The sequence below is a fragment of the Chloroflexota bacterium genome (genome assembly GCA_016235055.1).
Lineage (GTDB): Bacteria > Chloroflexota > Anaerolineae > JACRMK01 > JACRMK01 > JACRMK01.
In genome coordinates, this window is sequence record JACRMK010000048.1 from 13,106 (window position 1) to 29,378 (window position 16,273).

General features: G+C 63.9%; 15 protein-coding genes and 2 tRNA genes. 7 read left to right on the forward strand and 10 right to left on the reverse strand.

Features of this window, described 5'->3' with window-relative positions:
* Positions 1 to 93: 93 nt before the first annotated feature.
* From ggt to HZB53_11770, 8 genes are all read right to left on the reverse strand, one after another.
* Entirely contained in the window at positions 94 to 1,782 is a 1,689-nt protein-coding gene (gene ggt, locus HZB53_11735; GenBank protein ID MBI5878312.1) for a gamma-glutamyltransferase, read from the reverse strand.
* A 7-nt stretch (positions 1,783 to 1,789) separates the two neighbouring features.
* Positions 1,790 to 2,521 carry a creatininase family protein gene (locus HZB53_11740; protein ID MBI5878313.1) on the reverse strand — a complete coding sequence of 244 codons (732 nt, stop codon included), beginning with the start codon at positions 2,519 to 2,521 and terminating at the stop codon, positions 1,790 to 1,792.
* A 134-nt stretch (positions 2,522 to 2,655) separates the two neighbouring features.
* Complete coding sequence (locus tag HZB53_11745; protein ID MBI5878314.1) at positions 2,656 to 3,483, reverse strand: ABC transporter permease; 828 nt, start codon at positions 3,481 to 3,483, stop codon at positions 2,656 to 2,658.
* Positions 3,484 to 3,496: 13 nt separating this feature from the next.
* Positions 3,497 to 4,441, reverse strand: a complete 945-nt coding sequence (locus HZB53_11750; GenBank protein ID MBI5878315.1) for an ABC transporter permease — start codon at positions 4,439 to 4,441, stop codon at positions 3,497 to 3,499.
* Positions 4,442 to 4,571: 130 nt separating this feature from the next.
* Positions 4,572 to 6,239 carry a hypothetical protein gene (locus tag HZB53_11755; GenBank protein MBI5878316.1) on the reverse strand — a complete coding sequence of 556 codons (1,668 nt, stop codon included), beginning with the start codon at positions 6,237 to 6,239 and terminating at the stop codon, positions 4,572 to 4,574.
* 823 nt (positions 6,240 to 7,062) lie between these two features.
* Positions 7,063 to 7,135, reverse strand: a tRNA-Met gene (locus HZB53_11760).
* Positions 7,136 to 7,141: 6 nt separating this feature from the next.
* Positions 7,142 to 7,213 (reverse strand) — tRNA-Met (locus tag HZB53_11765).
* Positions 7,214 to 7,332: 119 nt separating this feature from the next.
* Positions 7,333 to 8,130 carry a 2,4-dihydroxyhept-2-ene-1,7-dioic acid aldolase gene (locus tag HZB53_11770; protein MBI5878317.1) on the reverse strand — a complete coding sequence of 266 codons (798 nt, stop codon included), beginning with the start codon at positions 8,128 to 8,130 and terminating at the stop codon, positions 7,333 to 7,335.
* A gap of 160 nt (positions 8,131 to 8,290) precedes the next feature.
* Between HZB53_11770 and HZB53_11775 the strand changes: the two genes are divergently transcribed.
* Entirely contained in the window at positions 8,291 to 8,866 is a 576-nt protein-coding gene (locus tag HZB53_11775) for a DNA-3-methyladenine glycosylase I (GenBank protein ID MBI5878318.1), read from the forward strand.
* Positions 8,867 to 8,940: 74 nt separating this feature from the next.
* Here the strand turns inward: HZB53_11775 and HZB53_11780 are convergent, their stop codons facing one another.
* On the reverse strand, positions 8,941 to 9,258 hold the full coding sequence (locus HZB53_11780; GenBank protein ID MBI5878319.1) for a cell division protein FtsL: 318 nt from the start codon (positions 9,256 to 9,258) through the stop codon (positions 8,941 to 8,943).
* Between the two features lie 202 nt (positions 9,259 to 9,460).
* Between HZB53_11780 and HZB53_11785 the strand changes: the two genes are divergently transcribed.
* The 6 genes from HZB53_11785 to HZB53_11810 all read left to right on the forward strand — a co-directional run bounded on the left by HZB53_11785 (position 9,461) and on the right by HZB53_11810 (position 15,161).
* Positions 9,461 to 10,786 carry a MerR family transcriptional regulator gene (locus HZB53_11785; GenBank protein ID MBI5878320.1) on the forward strand — a complete coding sequence of 442 codons (1,326 nt, stop codon included), beginning with the start codon at positions 9,461 to 9,463 and terminating at the stop codon, positions 10,784 to 10,786.
* Positions 10,787 to 10,837: 51 nt separating this feature from the next.
* The gene (locus HZB53_11790) at positions 10,838 to 11,794 is read left to right on the forward strand and encodes a TIGR01777 family protein (GenBank protein ID MBI5878321.1); all 957 of its coding nucleotides are present in this window, start codon (positions 10,838 to 10,840) and stop codon (positions 11,792 to 11,794) included.
* A gap of 77 nt (positions 11,795 to 11,871) precedes the next feature.
* The gene (locus tag HZB53_11795) at positions 11,872 to 12,258 is read left to right on the forward strand and encodes a (2Fe-2S)-binding protein (GenBank protein MBI5878322.1); all 387 of its coding nucleotides are present in this window, start codon (positions 11,872 to 11,874) and stop codon (positions 12,256 to 12,258) included.
* Between the two features lie 112 nt (positions 12,259 to 12,370).
* Positions 12,371 to 13,519, forward strand: coding sequence for an ABC transporter permease (locus HZB53_11800; GenBank protein ID MBI5878323.1), 1,149 nt, complete (start codon positions 12,371 to 12,373; stop codon positions 13,517 to 13,519).
* 47 nt (positions 13,520 to 13,566) lie between these two features.
* Positions 13,567 to 14,376 (forward strand): ABC transporter ATP-binding protein, encoded by an 810-nt coding sequence (locus HZB53_11805; GenBank protein MBI5878324.1) that lies wholly within the window; start codon positions 13,567 to 13,569, stop codon positions 14,374 to 14,376.
* A 176-nt stretch (positions 14,377 to 14,552) separates the two neighbouring features.
* The gene (locus HZB53_11810) at positions 14,553 to 15,161 is read left to right on the forward strand and encodes a sigma-70 family RNA polymerase sigma factor (protein ID MBI5878325.1); all 609 of its coding nucleotides are present in this window, start codon (positions 14,553 to 14,555) and stop codon (positions 15,159 to 15,161) included.
* Positions 15,162 to 15,252: 91 nt separating this feature from the next.
* Here the strand turns inward: HZB53_11810 and HZB53_11815 are convergent, their stop codons facing one another.
* Positions 15,253 to 16,113: a pirin family protein gene (locus HZB53_11815; protein ID MBI5878326.1), complete on the reverse strand. Its 861-nt coding sequence runs from the start codon at positions 16,111 to 16,113 to the stop codon at positions 15,253 to 15,255.
* Positions 16,114 to 16,273: the final 160 nt, after the last annotated feature.

A 16,273-nucleotide genomic window follows, 5' to 3' on the forward strand; every position in this document is an offset into this window, starting at 1 on the left:
CCCGCAAGCCGGTGAGGCTCGCGGGGCGAGCTAGCAACTAGCGACTAGCAACTAGCGACTAGCAACTAGCGGCTAGCAATTAGCGACTAGTTGCTAGTACCCGACGGCGATACCGATGTGCAGCGGATCGGCTCCGCCGTGCACCTTGCCCTCGTCGTCAACCAGAATGCCGGTCGGGCTCGCGAACGGCCGCGGCGAGAAACCCTTCTCGCGCACGTCAAGCGTGTGCCCGCGCCCGGCCAACCCGGCTAGCACGTCCTCGCCCAGCGTCTTGTCGATCTGCAGCTTGGCCGCGCTGGCGTCCACCGACAGCGTGGCGCAGGCGTCTTGAATGCCCATGCCGTAGTCGATCACGTTGTGGATCACCTTCATCACGGTGCCCATGATCTGGCGGCCGCCCGGCGCGCCGACGCTCATGTACGGCTTGCCGCGCTTGAGCACCAGGGTCGGCGTCATGCTCGACACACCGCGCTTGCCTGGCGAGATCGAGTTGGCCCGGCCCGGGTTCGGGTCGAGCAGCACCATCGAGTCGTTGAACAGGATGCCCGTGCCCGGCACCACGACCTTGGAGCCCCAGCCTTCGTTGATCGTCTGCGTGATCGCCACCATGTTATGATACTTGTCGATCACCGACAAGTGGGTGGTGCAGCCACCATCCGGTTCCGGTGTGCCCGGCTTGTACGTCGCCGGGCTGTACGGCTTGATCTCCTTCGCCGCCTGACGCGGGTCGATCTCCTTGCGCCGCGTGGCCGCATACGCTTTCGACTCCAGCACCTGCCACGGCACGTCGATGAAGTCTTCGTCGGCCAGGTGTTGCCAGCGGTCGGCGTAAGCAATGCGCGCCGCCTCGACGAACAGGTGCAGCGCCTCCGGCGATTTTGGATCGAGGCCGGAGAAATCGATGCCTTCGAGGATGTTGAACGTCTCGGCCAGCGTGCCGCCGCCGGTCGATGGCGCGTAGATCAGCGTGTAGTCGCCGCGGTAGGTGGTCGAGCGCGTCTGGCGAATCTTCGGCTGGTAGTTGGCCAGATCATCCAGCGACATGACGTTGCCGTGCGCGTTGAGGTCCTTGACGATCATCTCGGCGGTCTCACCGCCATAGAAGCCGACGACCCCTTGATCGTAAATTCGCTTCAGCACCTTGGCCAGGTCGGCGTTGACGACTCGCTCGGGCTGGTCGCCGCCGCGCCCGGCGGTATACAGGAGCTTGCCCTGCTTCAGGTAGATGGCCGCGGTTGCCGGGAAGCGCATCAGCGCCTCCATCGAACCCGCCGTGGTGAGCATCGAGAACCAGGTCGTCGGGTAGCCTTCCTCGGCATATTTGATCGCCGGCTCCAGCGCGCGCCGCAGACTGATCGTGCCAAACTTCTCGAGCGCCACCGCCGCGCCCTTGACCATGCCCGGCACGGCGATTGAGCGATAGCCGATGATGTTCTCGTCGTTCTTTACGCCGCGGAAACCGAGCGTGTCCACGGCGCCAGGGTTCACGATCTCGTACATGTCGGGCGTCGCTTTGCCCGGCGCCGGCATGAAGTAGTCCACGACGCTGCTCGTGCCGGTGCGCGCGTTGTGATAGACCATGAACCCGCCGCCGCCGACGCCGTTCATTGCCGGCTCCAGTACGCCCATCGTCAGCGCCGTGGTGATGGCGGCATCCACCGCGTTGCCGCCCTCTTTCAGCACCTGCAGACCCGCTTCGGCCGCCAACGGATGCTTGGCGGCGACCATGCCATGGTCGGACACCGCCTCATTCTTGGAGAATGCCCAGTTAGTGACGTTCATGGCGCGTCTACTTCCATTCCTGCAGGAACGCTTCGGCCTTCGCCAGGAACGCGGCGATCATCTTCTCGCCCTTTTCCGGCGTGGCCGTCGTCGCGTCGCCCGTCATGCCCGACGCGGTCATTTCGCGATACGAGCGATGGTACTGGATGATCTCTGGGTATTTGCCGCCCAGCCCCGGCTTGGCCTGTTCCTTCGTTGCCAGCTTCATGTCGACCAGGTCGGGACGCACCGCCATCACAACCGACGTGCAGTTCTCGCCCGCGTGGCCGACCGCCACATCGCCCGTGTCGGCGATGCCGACCGCGACGCGGCCGATCGCGCGCCACCAGTCCACCTGTGCCACCTGGATGCCCTTTGCCATCAGTTCGCGAGCCAACTCGCCGATCAACGTGACGTTGCCGGCATGGCCGTTCATAAACAGGATGCGCTTCATGCCGTAGAACACGAGGCTATTGGCCACATCACGCAGATACGCCTTCAATGTCTCCGGCTCGACCGACAATGTGCCGGGGAACGACATCAGCGACTGCGAGCAGCCGATCGGCACGAGCGGCGCCACCACGGCGCCGGTGCGATCCGCCAGACGCCGCGACGCTTCCAACGCGACGAGGCCATCCGAGCCCATTGGCAGATGCGGCCCGTACACTTCCACCGCGCCGACCGGCACGATCGCGAACGTTGTCGCCTTCAGCGCCTTCTCAGCCTGCACCCACGACATTTCCTGCAAAGTCAAGGTCATTGTTCTCTCCGAGGAAGAATGTGAACAGTGAACAGTGAACCGTGAACAGTATGAACTCGCTTGCAGGCATTATCTGCCGGCGGGAGAACCTACTGGTAACTGTTCACTGCTCACTGCTCACTGTTTTCTAGTAGTTAGCGTCCGATCAGCCGCGGGTCCAGCGCATCCCGCAGGCCGTCGCCAAGCATGTTGAACGACAGCACCGTCACCGCCACGGCCAGGGACGGCCAGAGGACAAGCGACGGAACCAAATCCATGTAGCCGCGCGCCGTTGAAACCATCTGGCCCCACGACGGCGTCGGCGGCATCACGCCGAGCCCCAGGAATGACAGGCCCGACTCCACGAGGATCGCGAAGCCGGCGCTGAGCGACGCCTGGATGATGATCGGAGCCGCGATGTTCGGCAGGATCGCTTTGCGGATGATCCGCCAGTCACTGGCCCCGACCACCCGCCCGGCCTCGACGTATTCGTTCTGCTTCACCGACAGCACCGCGCCGTGCACCAGCCGCGCGAATGTCGGCGTCTGCGCGATGCCGATTGTCAGCATCAGGTTGGGAAGACTGTTGCCCAGGAACGTCACGATCGCCAGCGCCAGCACGACCGTCGGGAACGACAACATCACGTCGAACCAGCGCATGATGAGTGTGTCGACCCAGCCGCCAAAATAGCCGGCCAGCAGGCCCAAGAAAACGCCCAACGTGCCGGCGATGAGCACCGCGACCGCCGCAACCTGGAGCGAGATACGGGTGCCCCAGACGACGCGGCTGAACATGTCGCGCCCGAAATCGTCCGTGCCGAGCGGATACTCTGCGCTCGGCGGCTTCAGCACTTGGCCGGCGTACTGCCGCGCCGGATCGTGCGGCGCGATGGCGGCGGCGAACAGCGCGATAAGCGCCAGCACGACGATGACCAGTCCCGACGCGCGCACGCGCGGGTTGGCTATTACTCGTTTGGTCAACACGTAAACTTGTCCTCTAACTGTAACGGATGCGAGGGTCCAGCACGCCGTACAACAGGTCCACGACCAGATTGATCGTCACAAACGCGCCGGCGATCAGCAAGATCGCCCCCTGTGTGGCGGGGTAGTCGCGGTTGACGATGCTATTGATCAGGAACGTCGCCAGGCCGGGCCAATTGAATATATATTCGACGATCACGGCGCCGCCGAGCAGCGACCCGATCTGCAGGCCCACGACGGTCACAACCGGGTTCAAGGCATTACGCAGCGCGTGGCGGTACATCACGACCCGCTCGGTCAGCCCCTTGGCGCGCGCCGTTCGCACGTAATCCAGCGCCAGCACTTCCAGCATGGACGAGCGCGTCATGCGCAGTACCACGGCGCCCATGCTCACGCCGAGCGTGACCATCGGCAGAATCAGCAGCTTGATGTGCCCGCCCAGGTCCTCGTTTGGCGCCACATAGCCGGACGAAACAAACCAGCCGAGTTGCAGGCCGAACACGAGCACCAGCAGCGTGCCGACCACGTAGTTCGGCAGCGACAGCCCGACAATCGCCGTCGTACCGACAATGATATCGAGGAAGCCGTTGCGCTTGACCGCCGCCAGGATGCCCAGCGGCACGCCGAACAGCAGCGCAAACAGCGCGGCGAGCGCCATCAACTCGATGCTGCGCGGCAGGCGGTCGAGCAGGTCCTTCATGATTGGCCGGCTGCTGATGACACTCTTGCCCATGTCAAGCCGCAGGATGCCGCCCAGCCAGTCTACATATTGCACAGGCAGGGGGCGGTGCAGGCCGAGCCGCTCTTCCACGGCAAACACCGCTTCGTCCGTCGCGGCGTCGCCGAGGATCGCCCGGCCCGGGCGGCCCGGGATAATGTGCATCAGCATAAACACGAGCGTCGCTACCGCCAGCATCAGCGGGATAACCATCAACGTGCGGCGCAGGAGGAAATAATTCATAGTGGTCAATCAGATGGGGTGTTGGCGCACAAAAAGCCCGCCGGTGTTGCGCGGGCGCTCGGCGCCGTCACTCCAAACAGAGGGATGCGGGGGACGCTGCAAACAGCGTCCCCCGCGGTCCGAGCGGCGGCTAGGCCGCCTTGTCCAGCCAGGTTTCGCGCAGCGTCGTCGACGTCCACGAAGCCGGGATATGCTCGTAGCCCTTCACATACGCAGCGCCGGCTTCCGCCTGCTCGCGGCGCACGAGGTAGGTCCACGGGCACAGGTCCAGCGTACGCTCTTCGATTTGCTTGTAAAGCGCCTTGCGCGCGTCCTTGTTCGTCTCGCCGCGCGCCTTGTCGAACATGTCGTCCAACTGCTTGTCCGAGAAGTGAATCTGCGGAGCGAAGTTGCGGCCCGTCTGCAACTGCTGGCTCAGGAAGTCCGGGTCGACGATATCCGGCGCGGAGCCCCAGACATGCACTGGGAACGTGCCGGCCTTCACCGTATCGCGGAAGGTCAGCCATTCCTGCAGGACCAGTTCGACATCCAGGCCGAACTGCTTCAACTGCCCGTGCGCCGCTTCGGCCGGCTTGCCGATAACGGTGTAGGTCACGGTCGACAGCATCTTGAATTTCAGATCGGACGGCGACTTGAAGCCGGCTTCGCTCAGCAACTTCTTCGCCTTATCCGGATCGAAGGTGTAGCGGCCTTCGAGATTGTTGTAGCCTTCGAACGTCTCGGGGATCAGGCCGCCAGTCATCGGCTTGCCGCGCCCGCTGAACGCCGACTCCATCATCGCCTTGCGGTCGAGCGCATACGACAGCGCCTGGCGCACCTTCACATCGTCGAACGGCTTGACATCGTACATGTAAGCCATCCAGCCATAGCCGGAGACCGAGTCGCTGGTGATGAACAACTTCTTGTCCGACTCGATGACCGCCAGGTCCTTGAACGGCACGTAGTCGATCAGATCGACCGCGCCGGTGCGCAGCGCCGTCACGCGCGCCGTGTCATCCGGATACGGGATGTAGGTGATGCCGTCGAGGTACGGCATGTCCTTCTGCCAGTAGTTCTCGTTCTTGATCAGCTTGATCGATACGCCCGGCTGGCGTTCCACCCACTTGAACGGGCCGGTGCCGACCGGCTGGGTCTGCAGGTTGACATTGGGGGTGGTGCCGTGCTTCATGCTGGTCATCATGCACGCGTTGTTGGCCAGCACGGCCGGGAACGTGGCATTCGCCTTCTTCATGACGAACTTGACCGTGTACTTGTCCGGCGTTTCCACCTTCTCAACGTCAAGCATGGTGCCGCGGAAATACGCGCTGACTTTGGCGTCCTGAATGCGCTCAATATTCCACTTGACATCTTCGCTGGTGAACTCTTCACCGTTGTGAAACTTGACGCCCTGGCGCAGCTTGAAGACCCAGTTGTTGCCTTCCGAGGTGTACGACTCGGCCAGCTCCGGCACGATCTTGCCGCCCTTGTAGACGTTCAGCAGGCCCTGCATGACCATCGCCTTGATCGTGTTCGAGGCTGCGCCGGTGCTGAAGTGCGGGTCGTAGTTTGGCGGATCGGTCGACAGACCGTACTTGAGGATACCGCCCTTCTTCGGGGTCGCGGGCGCGGCCGCCGTAGTCGGCTTCACCGCCGCGCCGGGCGCCGTTGTGGCCGCGGGCGCTGTGGTGCCCGATGGACCGCATGCCGCGAGCGGGATGGCGCCGGCCGCCACGGCCAGCAGTTGCAGGAAGCGCCGGCGGGACAACTTGCCCGTCTCGAAGCGCTGCTGCAGGATACTGAGATAGTCACCTTCTGCCATTTTTCTCCTCCTTGGGGATAGTGGTGGCACAAACAAAAACGCGCCCCGTCGCCGAGTGAGTCGGCAATCAAGAGCGCGGAACGGTACCCGGGTTGATCGAGCGAGGGGCCGGAGTTTGATATGGAAGTTTGGAGCCAATCGCAACGAGCCACGTCAAGAAATCATGAGTCTGTGGCATAACCATGTGAAAAGTATAACGAAATTGGCGCTGCAAGTCAACCGATTGTTACAATTCATTAACGTGACGGATTACGAATGCCCGGTAAGCCGGCTCCCAGACCGAGAATAGCGCCAAACTGCGCAACGCACGAGAGAAACTAACGCAATGTGGTCACGTTATGCCGTTTCGACCTGAGCATGTCGTGGTTGCACACGGATATGCCCGAGCCGATCACGGTCATCCTGAGAATGTTCATGCCCGGTGCGGGCATACGCCGGTACATGACATCCGCGTGGGGGACGGGCTTGCCCCGGCCCAGAACCGGGCACACACAGCCCCCCAAAGGGGCGAGCATGTCGGGGTCGCCCCGACGTGCAATGCCGCGAATATTATGAGCAGCGCGAAGGACCTCAAGTCCGTGAAGTCACAGCCGATCGCCGGTTGACATGCTTCGCGCTCGACGGGCATAACGCCGCGGGTGTTGCCTTCGCGCTTCAGCGTGTGCCCGCCGGGCATACAGGACAGGCCAATGGGCACGCTCAAGTTGCAACAGTATTGTCGGGGTGTTCTGCAACAACGGCAGGGGGAAATAAAATAGGGCAATGCGCACGGCACCGCCCTATCTTGCGATCTTAGCCTGTGACAGGCAACGTTTCCGAACAGTAGCGGCGACTGGACTCGAACCAGTGACCGAACGATTATGAGCCGTTTGCTCTGCCAACTGAGCTACGCCGCCATCCAGTAGCGGGGGGCAGATTCGAACTGCCGACCTTTGGGTTATGAGCCCAACGAGCTGCCACTGCTCCACCCCGCATTGCGAAAGATAGTATACGGTATGGCGGCTGATCCGTCAAATAACGGTAGGGGCGAAGCATCGGCGCGAGCGCGCCTGCCATGGCGGAACCATCCGCCGATGCTTCGCCCCTACGAATCCTAATACGGCCCCGCTTGCGCCTTCGGCTTTGCTGCCATGTCGCCCTTGACGGCGGTAACGACCTGCTTGCACGCCATCGCGATCATGCGCCCATCGCTGCCGACGGTCGCCAACTGGTAGCCTATCGCCTTGACTTTCAGCGCGTACTCGGCGCTGCCGGTATGGATGCCGGCGACGATGCCGTGCCGCTTCGCCGCCGCGACGATCGTCTCCAGCCACGCGATGCGCTCCGGCTCCTGGTAGTCGGAGCCCGGCCCGCGCCCGTAGCTCTGGCTCAGGTCGGACGGGCCGACGTAGATCGCATCGAGGCCCGGCGTGCTCAGGATGTCGTCGAGGTTCCCCATCGCCTCTTTCGTTTCGATCATCGCCATGGTGATGACCGTGTCGTTGGCGTGCGCGGCGTAGTCCGCGCCGGCGTAGAGCACCGCGCGCGTCGGCCCCATGCTGCGGAAGCCGGCCGGCGGGTAGCGGCAGGCGCCGATGAACGCCTCGCACTGCGCGCGCGTGTTGATCATGGGGCAGATGATGCCGTACACGCCCGCATCGAGCATCTTCATGATGATGCCCGGCTCGTTCCACGGCACGCGCGCCAGCGGCGTCACGCTGCTCGCGCTCATCGCCTGCAGCATGGTCACGGCCGCCTGGTAATCGACCGGGCCGTGCTGCAAATCGATCGTGATGCTGTCCCAACCCTGCTGCGACATCAACTCGGCCGAAAACGCGCTGGGGATGTGCAGCCATCCGTTCAGTGCAAAGCCGCCCGACTTCCAGAGAGTGCGCAACGCGTTCTCACGCATGACAGGCTCCTTCGAGGATAGATTGATGAGCGCCGCGCGATGCTGCGCGGCACATTTGACGCGAACATTGTAGCAAATCGCCAGGCGCACGGCAACCGGATTTGACAGCCAGCCCGGGTGGCGCGACAATGGCGCATCACCTGCGACACGGAGGGCACACATGTCCGCACCCGTTCAGCGCTGCGCCTGGGCGTCCAAAGAGGTGTTTCACGACTATCACGACCGCGAGTGGGGCGTGCCGATCCATGACGACCGCGCCCTGTTCGAGCTACTGATCCTGGAAGGCGCGCAGGCCGGGCTGTCGTGGCAGACCATTCTGACCAAGCGCGACGCCTACCGCGAAGCGTTCGCTCATTTCAACCCGCGCGCGGTGGCGCGCTTCGACGCCGAGCGCCAGGCGCGGCTGCTGCAAAACCCGGGCATCGTCCGCAACCGGCTGAAGGTCGCGTCCGCCGTGACGAACGCGCGGGCGTTCCTCGCGGTGCAAAAGGAGTGCGGGACGTTTGACCGCTATCTGTGGAGTTTCGTCGGCGGCCGCCCGATCGTGAACCAGTGGCGCAGCCTGCGCGAGATGCCCGCGCAGACGGCCGAAAGCGATGCGCTCTCCAAGGACCTCGTCAAACGCGGCTTCCGTTTCGTCGGGTCCACGATCGTGTATGCATTCATGCAATCGGCCGGGCTGGTGAACGATCATGAGGCAGGTTGCTTCCGTCATAGCGCTGTGCAGGAACCTTAGCGCCAGGAGCCTGCAAAGAAAACACGGCAAGCAAACTCCGCTTGCCGTGTTCGTTTCCACTGCCGGTTGGGACGTCAGCGCGCCGGGAGCGGCGTGCTGACTGGCGCGGCGATCACCGCCGTCTCGCCGGGCTTGCCCAGCTTCATGTCATGGCGCGCCACTTCCTCAACATACTCGTTCGACTGCACGTGCTGCTTGCGGTCGACCAGCCGGCGCTGCTCGTCCTGCACATCTTTCATTTGTTGTTGCAACGCATCGCGCTGCTGCAGCAGATCGGCCGTCGTCGAAACCTTCTGAACCAGCACCACCAGCACGAAGATGCTGAAGATCCAGAACGCAGCGACAAATATCTGCGAAAGCGACAGCGTGTTGGGTCCGCGCGAGTTGCTCATGACAAACAAAGTGTAGCGAAAATCGGCTGTAAGTCAAGCGTTTTGGCAATCCCTTTGCCGCTCTGCTGCCCAAGCCCGGACCCCGACAACTGCCCGCCGTACCCACACGCGCGTTATTTGCGCACTAATCAATGGCGCCAAACATTGAACAAATACTGTCCAAACTACTGACAAACACGTCTATCGTTTGTATAATGTTTGGGTGATTGAGCCAGCGCCAAGCTACACCATCAAAATCGTGTCGGAACGCACCGGCGTGCCGCTGCACACCCTGCGCGCCTGGGAGCGCCGCTACGGCGTGCCCAAGCCGGGGCGCGGCGCCGACAACCGCTACCGCTTCTACGACGACGACGACATCGCCGACGTGCTGTGGCTCAAGCGCCAGGTCGACTCGGGCGTCTCGCCCAGCCAGGCGAGCGCGCTCCGCTGCCGGCAAAAGGCGCAAGCTGAGACGCGCCAGGCGACGCCGGCGCTACAATCGCTGAGCGACCGCCGGCACGCGCTGCAGGATGCGCTGCTTACCTTCGACGATCGCGCGGCCCACCAGATTCTCGACGAGGCGATGGGGCTGTTTCCATTGGAGCAGGTGGCAGCGCAGGTCATTGTGCCGGCGATGCACGGCATCGGCGAGCAGTGGATGCGCAATGAGATCGGCATCGGGCAGGAGCACTTCGCCAGCAACCTGCTGCGCCAGCGCTTGCTGACCGCGCTTCAGGTGCAGCCGCCGCTCTCGTCCGCCGCGCCACTGCTGATTGCCGCGTGCGCCCCGGAAGAGCAGCACGAGCTCGGCTTGCTGATCTTCACCCTGCTCGCCCGCCGGCAAGGTTGGCGCGTCACCTACCTGGGCGCGCGCACGCCGCTGCACGACCTCGTGAAGGTCGGCCAGGTCTCCGCGCCGCGCGGCATCGTTGTCTCGGTGACCACCGTCATCGGCCTGGCGAACCTGATCCCCCTGCTGGGTGAAGGCGAGCAACCGGCCGCGCCGATCTATTTTGGCGGCGGCCTGTTCGAAGCGCTGCCCCGGCTGAGCGAAACGATCCCCGGCGCCTACATCGGCGCCGACGCGGGACTGGCACTGCAGGCGCTCGCCCGCGAACCACAGGCACACGCGTTCAAGACCAGCCGGCGCGCGCTGGCCGCGGCGCATGCCGTGCGCAACCTGCGCATGGAACTGGCAGCGCACACCGCCTCGGCGCTCTCGGTGCAACACACGCGCCCGGGCAGCGAGTTCGCCGGCATCATCACCTTCGCTACGCTGTTTCTGACCGATGCGCTGGCATGCGCGTTGGCGTTCGATCTGCCGGAACTGATGGACGCCCAGGCACATTGGCTGCGCCAGGCGCTGACGCCGCGCGCCGTCACCACGGCGATGATCATCGAGCATCTGAGCGCCTTCGAACGGGCCGCCTATGCAGTGCTCGGTAGGAACGTGGCGGCGCAGGTGCGGGCGCTGGTGGCGCGCATGAAAGACTCGGCGGCATACAATGCAGGACAGGCACAATCGGCCGCGGCATCGCCTTCGCGTTAGCGGTACGAGCGCTGATTACCGCGCTTGTGCAGACACGCAGGAGAACTTGAAATGGGACACATCATAATCACCGGCGGCAGTGGATATCTGGGGCGCGCGTTGACGCGCGAACTGACGGCGGCGGGGCATGCGGTCATCATCCTGGCGCGTCGCGCCGAGCAGGTCGGCGGGTTGCCGCCAGGCGCACGCGCCGTGGCGTGGGACGGGCGCACCGCGGACGGCTGGGGCGACCTGGCCAATGGTGCGTATGCGATCGTCAACATGGCCGGCGCGACGATCGCCCGGCCCCACTGGAGCGCCGCGTACAAACAGCAGATCCGCGACAGCCGTGCCAACGCCGGCGTCGCCGTGACCGCGGCGATTCGCGCCGCGCGGATCAAACCCGCCGTGCTGGTGCAGATGTCCGGCATCGGCTTCTATGGCGACACGGCCGATCGCGAGGTGGACGAAGGCGCGCCTGCCGGCAGCGATTACTTCGCCACAGTCTGCACCGTTTGGGAAGCGTCCACGGACGAAGTTGAATCGCTGGGCGTGCGGCGCGTGATCGTGCGCACCGCGCCGGTGTACGGCCAGGGCGGCGGCATCTTCACACTGGTCGCCTTGCCCTTCCGGCTCTTCGCCGGCGGGCCGCTCGGCAGCGGCCGCCAGTACGCGCCATGGATTCACCTCGCCGACTGGTTGACCGCGGTGAAACTGCTGATGGACAACCCGAATACGCGCGGCGTTTACAACCTGACCGCGCCCGACCCGCTGACGCAGGGCGCGTCCGCGAAAATCTTCGGGCGCGCACTGGGTCGTCCGTCGTTCATGCCGGCGCCGGCATTTGCCTTGCGCCTGGCGCTGGGACCGGCGGCCGACCTGCTGCTGTTGACCGGCCAGCGCGCGCAGCCGCGTCGCTTGCTGGAGGCCGGCTTCCGCTTCCGCTTTCCAGAACTCGGGGCGGCGATTCGCGATATTACTGGCAAGCGCTCGGCTGAGGCGACCGCATCATCGCCGGCGAGCGAGTAGGCCGTAGAGCATTGAACGGCGACGCGCGCGAAACATGCGCGCCGATCGCAAAACCATTTCACCGTAAAGGGGTTACCATGCCAAGAGTCATTGTAAGCCAACAGACGATTGAAGTGCCGACCGGCACCAAGCTCGCCATCGCCATCGAGCAACTCGGCGTGCACATTGGGCACCGCTGCGGCGGCAATGCGCGCTGCACGACCTGCCGCGTCGAGTTCGAGAGCAGCGAGCCGGCCACGATGACCGAGGCGGAATACGACAAGCTGCAGGAGCGCGGCTTGTTCGGCAAGGCGCGCCTCTCGTGCCAGATCGCGGTCGACCACGATATGGCCGTGCGCCCGCTGGTCACGCTGGAAACGGAGCCGTCCTGGACCGACACCGGCCCGGCACTCCAGAACGGCGTGACACCGCTGGCCGCGTGGTTCCCGGTCTCTGAGTTGAAGGCCACCAAAGAAAACGAGTAGCTTTCAAAGGCCGGCTGGGCGCTCCGCTGCGGTGACGCCGGAGCGCCCGGACGGCCACACGCTAAATATGAAGGAGAATCGGGTCGCCTGACCGGCGGCCCTTCACTATGCTATGCCGATCTATTTATCCATCAAGGAAATGACGCGCAACTGGGGCCGCTTTTTGCTGTTCAGCCTCGTTATCGCACTCATCACAACGCTGGTGCTGTTCACCAATGCACTCGCCGACGGTCTCGGCCTGGGCAACAAAGAGTATATCGAGAAGCTGAACGCCGACCTGATTGTCTTCAAGCAGGGTGTCGACCTATCCATCGGCGCCAGCCGCATCGACCGCAACAGCCTGAACGAGATCCGGCGCGTGCCGGGCGTGAAGGACGTCGGGACGTTGTCGTTCACGAATGTCTCGGTGCAGTTCGACGCGAACCAGAAGCCGCTGAATGTGGCGATGATCGGCGTCGAGCCCGGCCGGCCGGGCGAACCGCCGGTGGTGCAGGGCCGGCCGCTCAGCACGAGCCGCGCGCGCGAGGCGATCATCGACCGCAACGTGGCGCTGCGTACCGGGCTGAAGCTTGGAGTGCCGTTCAAGATCAAGGTCATTCAAGGCAGCAAGGAGCAGTACTTCGACATGGTCGTCAGCGGCATCAGCGACGGCCGCCAGTACTTCCTGCAGCCATCGATCATCGTGCCCTACCTGGCGTTTGACGAGATCAAGCCCGGCGCCGGCGGGACCAGCAACGACTTCATCGCGAACGTGGTCGCCGTACAGTTGAGCGACCCGGCCACTCTGCCGGCCATGCGCATGGCCCTGATGGACCAGGTGCCCAACACCCAGGTGGCCACGCGCAAGGAGGCGTACGAAGCCGCGCCCGGCTATGCCGCGCAGCAGAGCACGCTCGGCACGCAAACCGCTTTCGTCCTGATCATCGGTGTGCTGGTCATCGGCGGCTTCTTCCAGATCCAGACGCTGCAGAAGGTGCCGCAGATCGGCATGCTCAAGGCGATTGGCGCATCCAACACAACCGTCGGCCTGGCGGCGATCGCGCAGATCATCGTCGTGACCATCGTGGGCGTCACGATCGGCGCGGTGGGCACCTTGCTGTTATCGCTGACCTTCCCGGCCACCATACCGATCCTGTTCTCGGCCAATGCCGTGCTGTTCAGCGTGCTCGCACTGACGTTGATCGGGCCGATCGGTGGCCTGGTGTCGGTCCGATACTCGCTGCAAGTTGAGCCATTGACGGCGCTCGGACTCGCCCAGTGATATCAGATTCATCTTCATTCGCACCGGATATTCATACGGAAACAGACATGTCCATTGCACTTGAAATTCAGGGTGTTAGCAAGGTTTACCACGGCGGCGGGCTGACGGTGACCGCCGTCAAGCATGTGTCGTTCAGCGTCCCGCAGGGACAGTTCGTTGCGCTGGTCGGCCCCAGCGGCTCCGGCAAGACGACCCTGCTCGCCATCCTCGCCGCGCTGCTGCGCTCAACCGAAGGGCAGGTCGTCATCGACGGCCAGGACCTGACGCACATGAGCGAAGGCGCGCGCGCCAAATTCCGCCGGCAGAAGATCGGCTTCACATTCCAGTCCAATAATCTGGTGCCGTACCTGACCGCGCTCGAAAATGTCGAGTTGATGCTGCGGCTGAACGGCCTGCATGACAAAGCGACCTCCGCACGAGCTAAGGACCTGCTGACTCAGCTTGGCCTGGGCGAGCGGCTGAATAACCTGCCGCGTCAACTGTCCGGCGGGCAGCAGCAGCGCGTGGCGATCGCCCGCGCGCTCGTGCACCGGCCGGCGATCGTGCTGGCCGACGAGCCGACCGCCAGCCTCGACACTGAGCGGGCCCATCAGGCCGTGGAGACGTTCGGGCGGCTGGTTCACGAGCAGCAGCGCGCCGGCATTATGGTCACGCATGACCTGCGGATGGTTCAGTATGCCGACCGGGTCATTCAGATGACTGATGGGCTGATTGTGCGCGACTCGACCAACCGCGCGGAGATCGACGGACTGGCCAACGGTGGCCGGCACGAGCACCCCGCGCCGGCGGTCATCGCCAGCGTAACCCAGGCGCCCGCTTCCGGTTTCGGCGGCATACCCGCACTGGCGACGGGCTAGCGCGCGTGAATGCGTTCGGGCGGCTGCGGCGCGCCTTCGGCTGGAAAGTACGGGTAGGCTAAATCATCGCATTGAGTCGTATACTATATTGGAGGGACGGGACACACAGCGAGTCAAGGGAACTCGCCACGGCCAACGGTCGGGAGCCGGCGGCCAGAAGGAAAGGGACCATCACCATGGTTGCAACAATGGCACTGAAGGGCCAGAATGAAACGACACGTGCGGAACCGGTGGAATCCGTCAGCGATGCCGAACTGATGGAGCAAGTGCAGCAGCAGGATAAGCACGCCCTGGAACTGCTGCACGAGCGCTACTTCAACCGCGCGGTGGGCGTTTCCTTCAAGGTGCTGCGCGACGAGGACCTGGCGCAGGAAGTGGCACAGGAAGCGTTCTGGCGGGTGTGGCAGCGGGCCCAGCAGTTTCAGGGCCGGCGCGGCTCGTTCACCAACTGGCTGTTTGGCATCGTGCGCAACCTGTCGATCGACGAGATCCGGCGCGACCGCAGCGCCGAACTGCCAGATGACGATGACCTCTCGGACGCGCCATCGTATCTGATCACGCAGGACAACCTGACCGATGTGGTGGACGAGCGCATCCGCTACGACAGTCTGCGCGCCGCGATGCAGAAGTTGCCCCCGGCCCAGCGGCAAGTGCTGGAACTGGCGTATTTTCACGGGCTGACGCGCCGCGAGATCTCGAGCAAGCTCGGCGAGCCGCTTGGCACCGTCCATACGCGGGCACTGCTCGGTATGAACAAGCTGCGCGAGATGGTCAGCCCGGAGTAACGGGCGCTATCGCAACACGCAGAACCGCCACAACGCGCGAAAAAGCCCGGACATACCTGTGCCCGGGCTTTTGTTTTGCACCCTCCGCACGCTACGCCGGCTGCACAAACGTCCCGTTACGCAGGTCGGCAACCGCCTGCACGATCTCCTCGCGCGTGTTCATCACAAACGGGCCGTACGGGAAGATCGGTTCGCGGAACGGCCCACCCGCCATCAACATGAAGCGCACATGCGAGTCGGGAGCGGCGCTCACGCGGACCGAGTCGCCGTCTCCGAACGCCAGCATATGCACCGCCGGCACCGTCTCGCCGGATTCGACATCGAAGATACCCGCGCCCTCAAAAACGTACGCCACAACCTGATGGCCGGGCTTCGTGCCGATGTCAAAAGACACGCCCGGCTGCAGCGTTACATCCATATACAGCGGCTGCGCGGCGATCTCGGTCACCGGCCCGCGCACGCCGCCATACTCGCCTGCGACGACGCGCACCTGCACGCCATCACGCTCGATAATCGGGATCGTGGCGGCGGAAACTTCCTGATAGCGCGGCGTGCTCATCTTTTGCGCCGCCGGCAGATTTACCCACAGTTGGAAACCGTTGATGCCGCCATCCGGCGCGCGGCGCGGCATCTCCTCGTGCATGATCCCGCGGCCGCTCGTCATCCACTGCACGTCGCCGGGGCCGATGATGCCCGCATTGCCGAGGCTGTCACGGTGGCGCACAGTACCTTCGAGCATGTACGTCACGGTCTCAATGCCGCGATGCGGGTGGTTCGGAAACCCCGGATTGACGCCATCACGCGGGTTGTTGAAAGCGAAATGGTCGAACAGCAGAAACGGGTCGAATGGATTGGATTGGTGCGGCCCGAACGAACGGCGCAGCATCACGCCCGCCCCTTCCGCCACCAGTTGCGGCTCGATAACCCATTTAATGGCGCGTCTTGTACTCATGCTCCCCACGCCTCCCTGTCTGTATAGACCGGGGACATGGTTGACAGGTGTTCGGGGACATGGTTGACACTCACATACGGTATGATGACCCTCATTCAGGAGGTGTCACATGCCATGGACCGAGGTCTCCATCATGTCCCAACGCGAAGAGTTCGTCGCA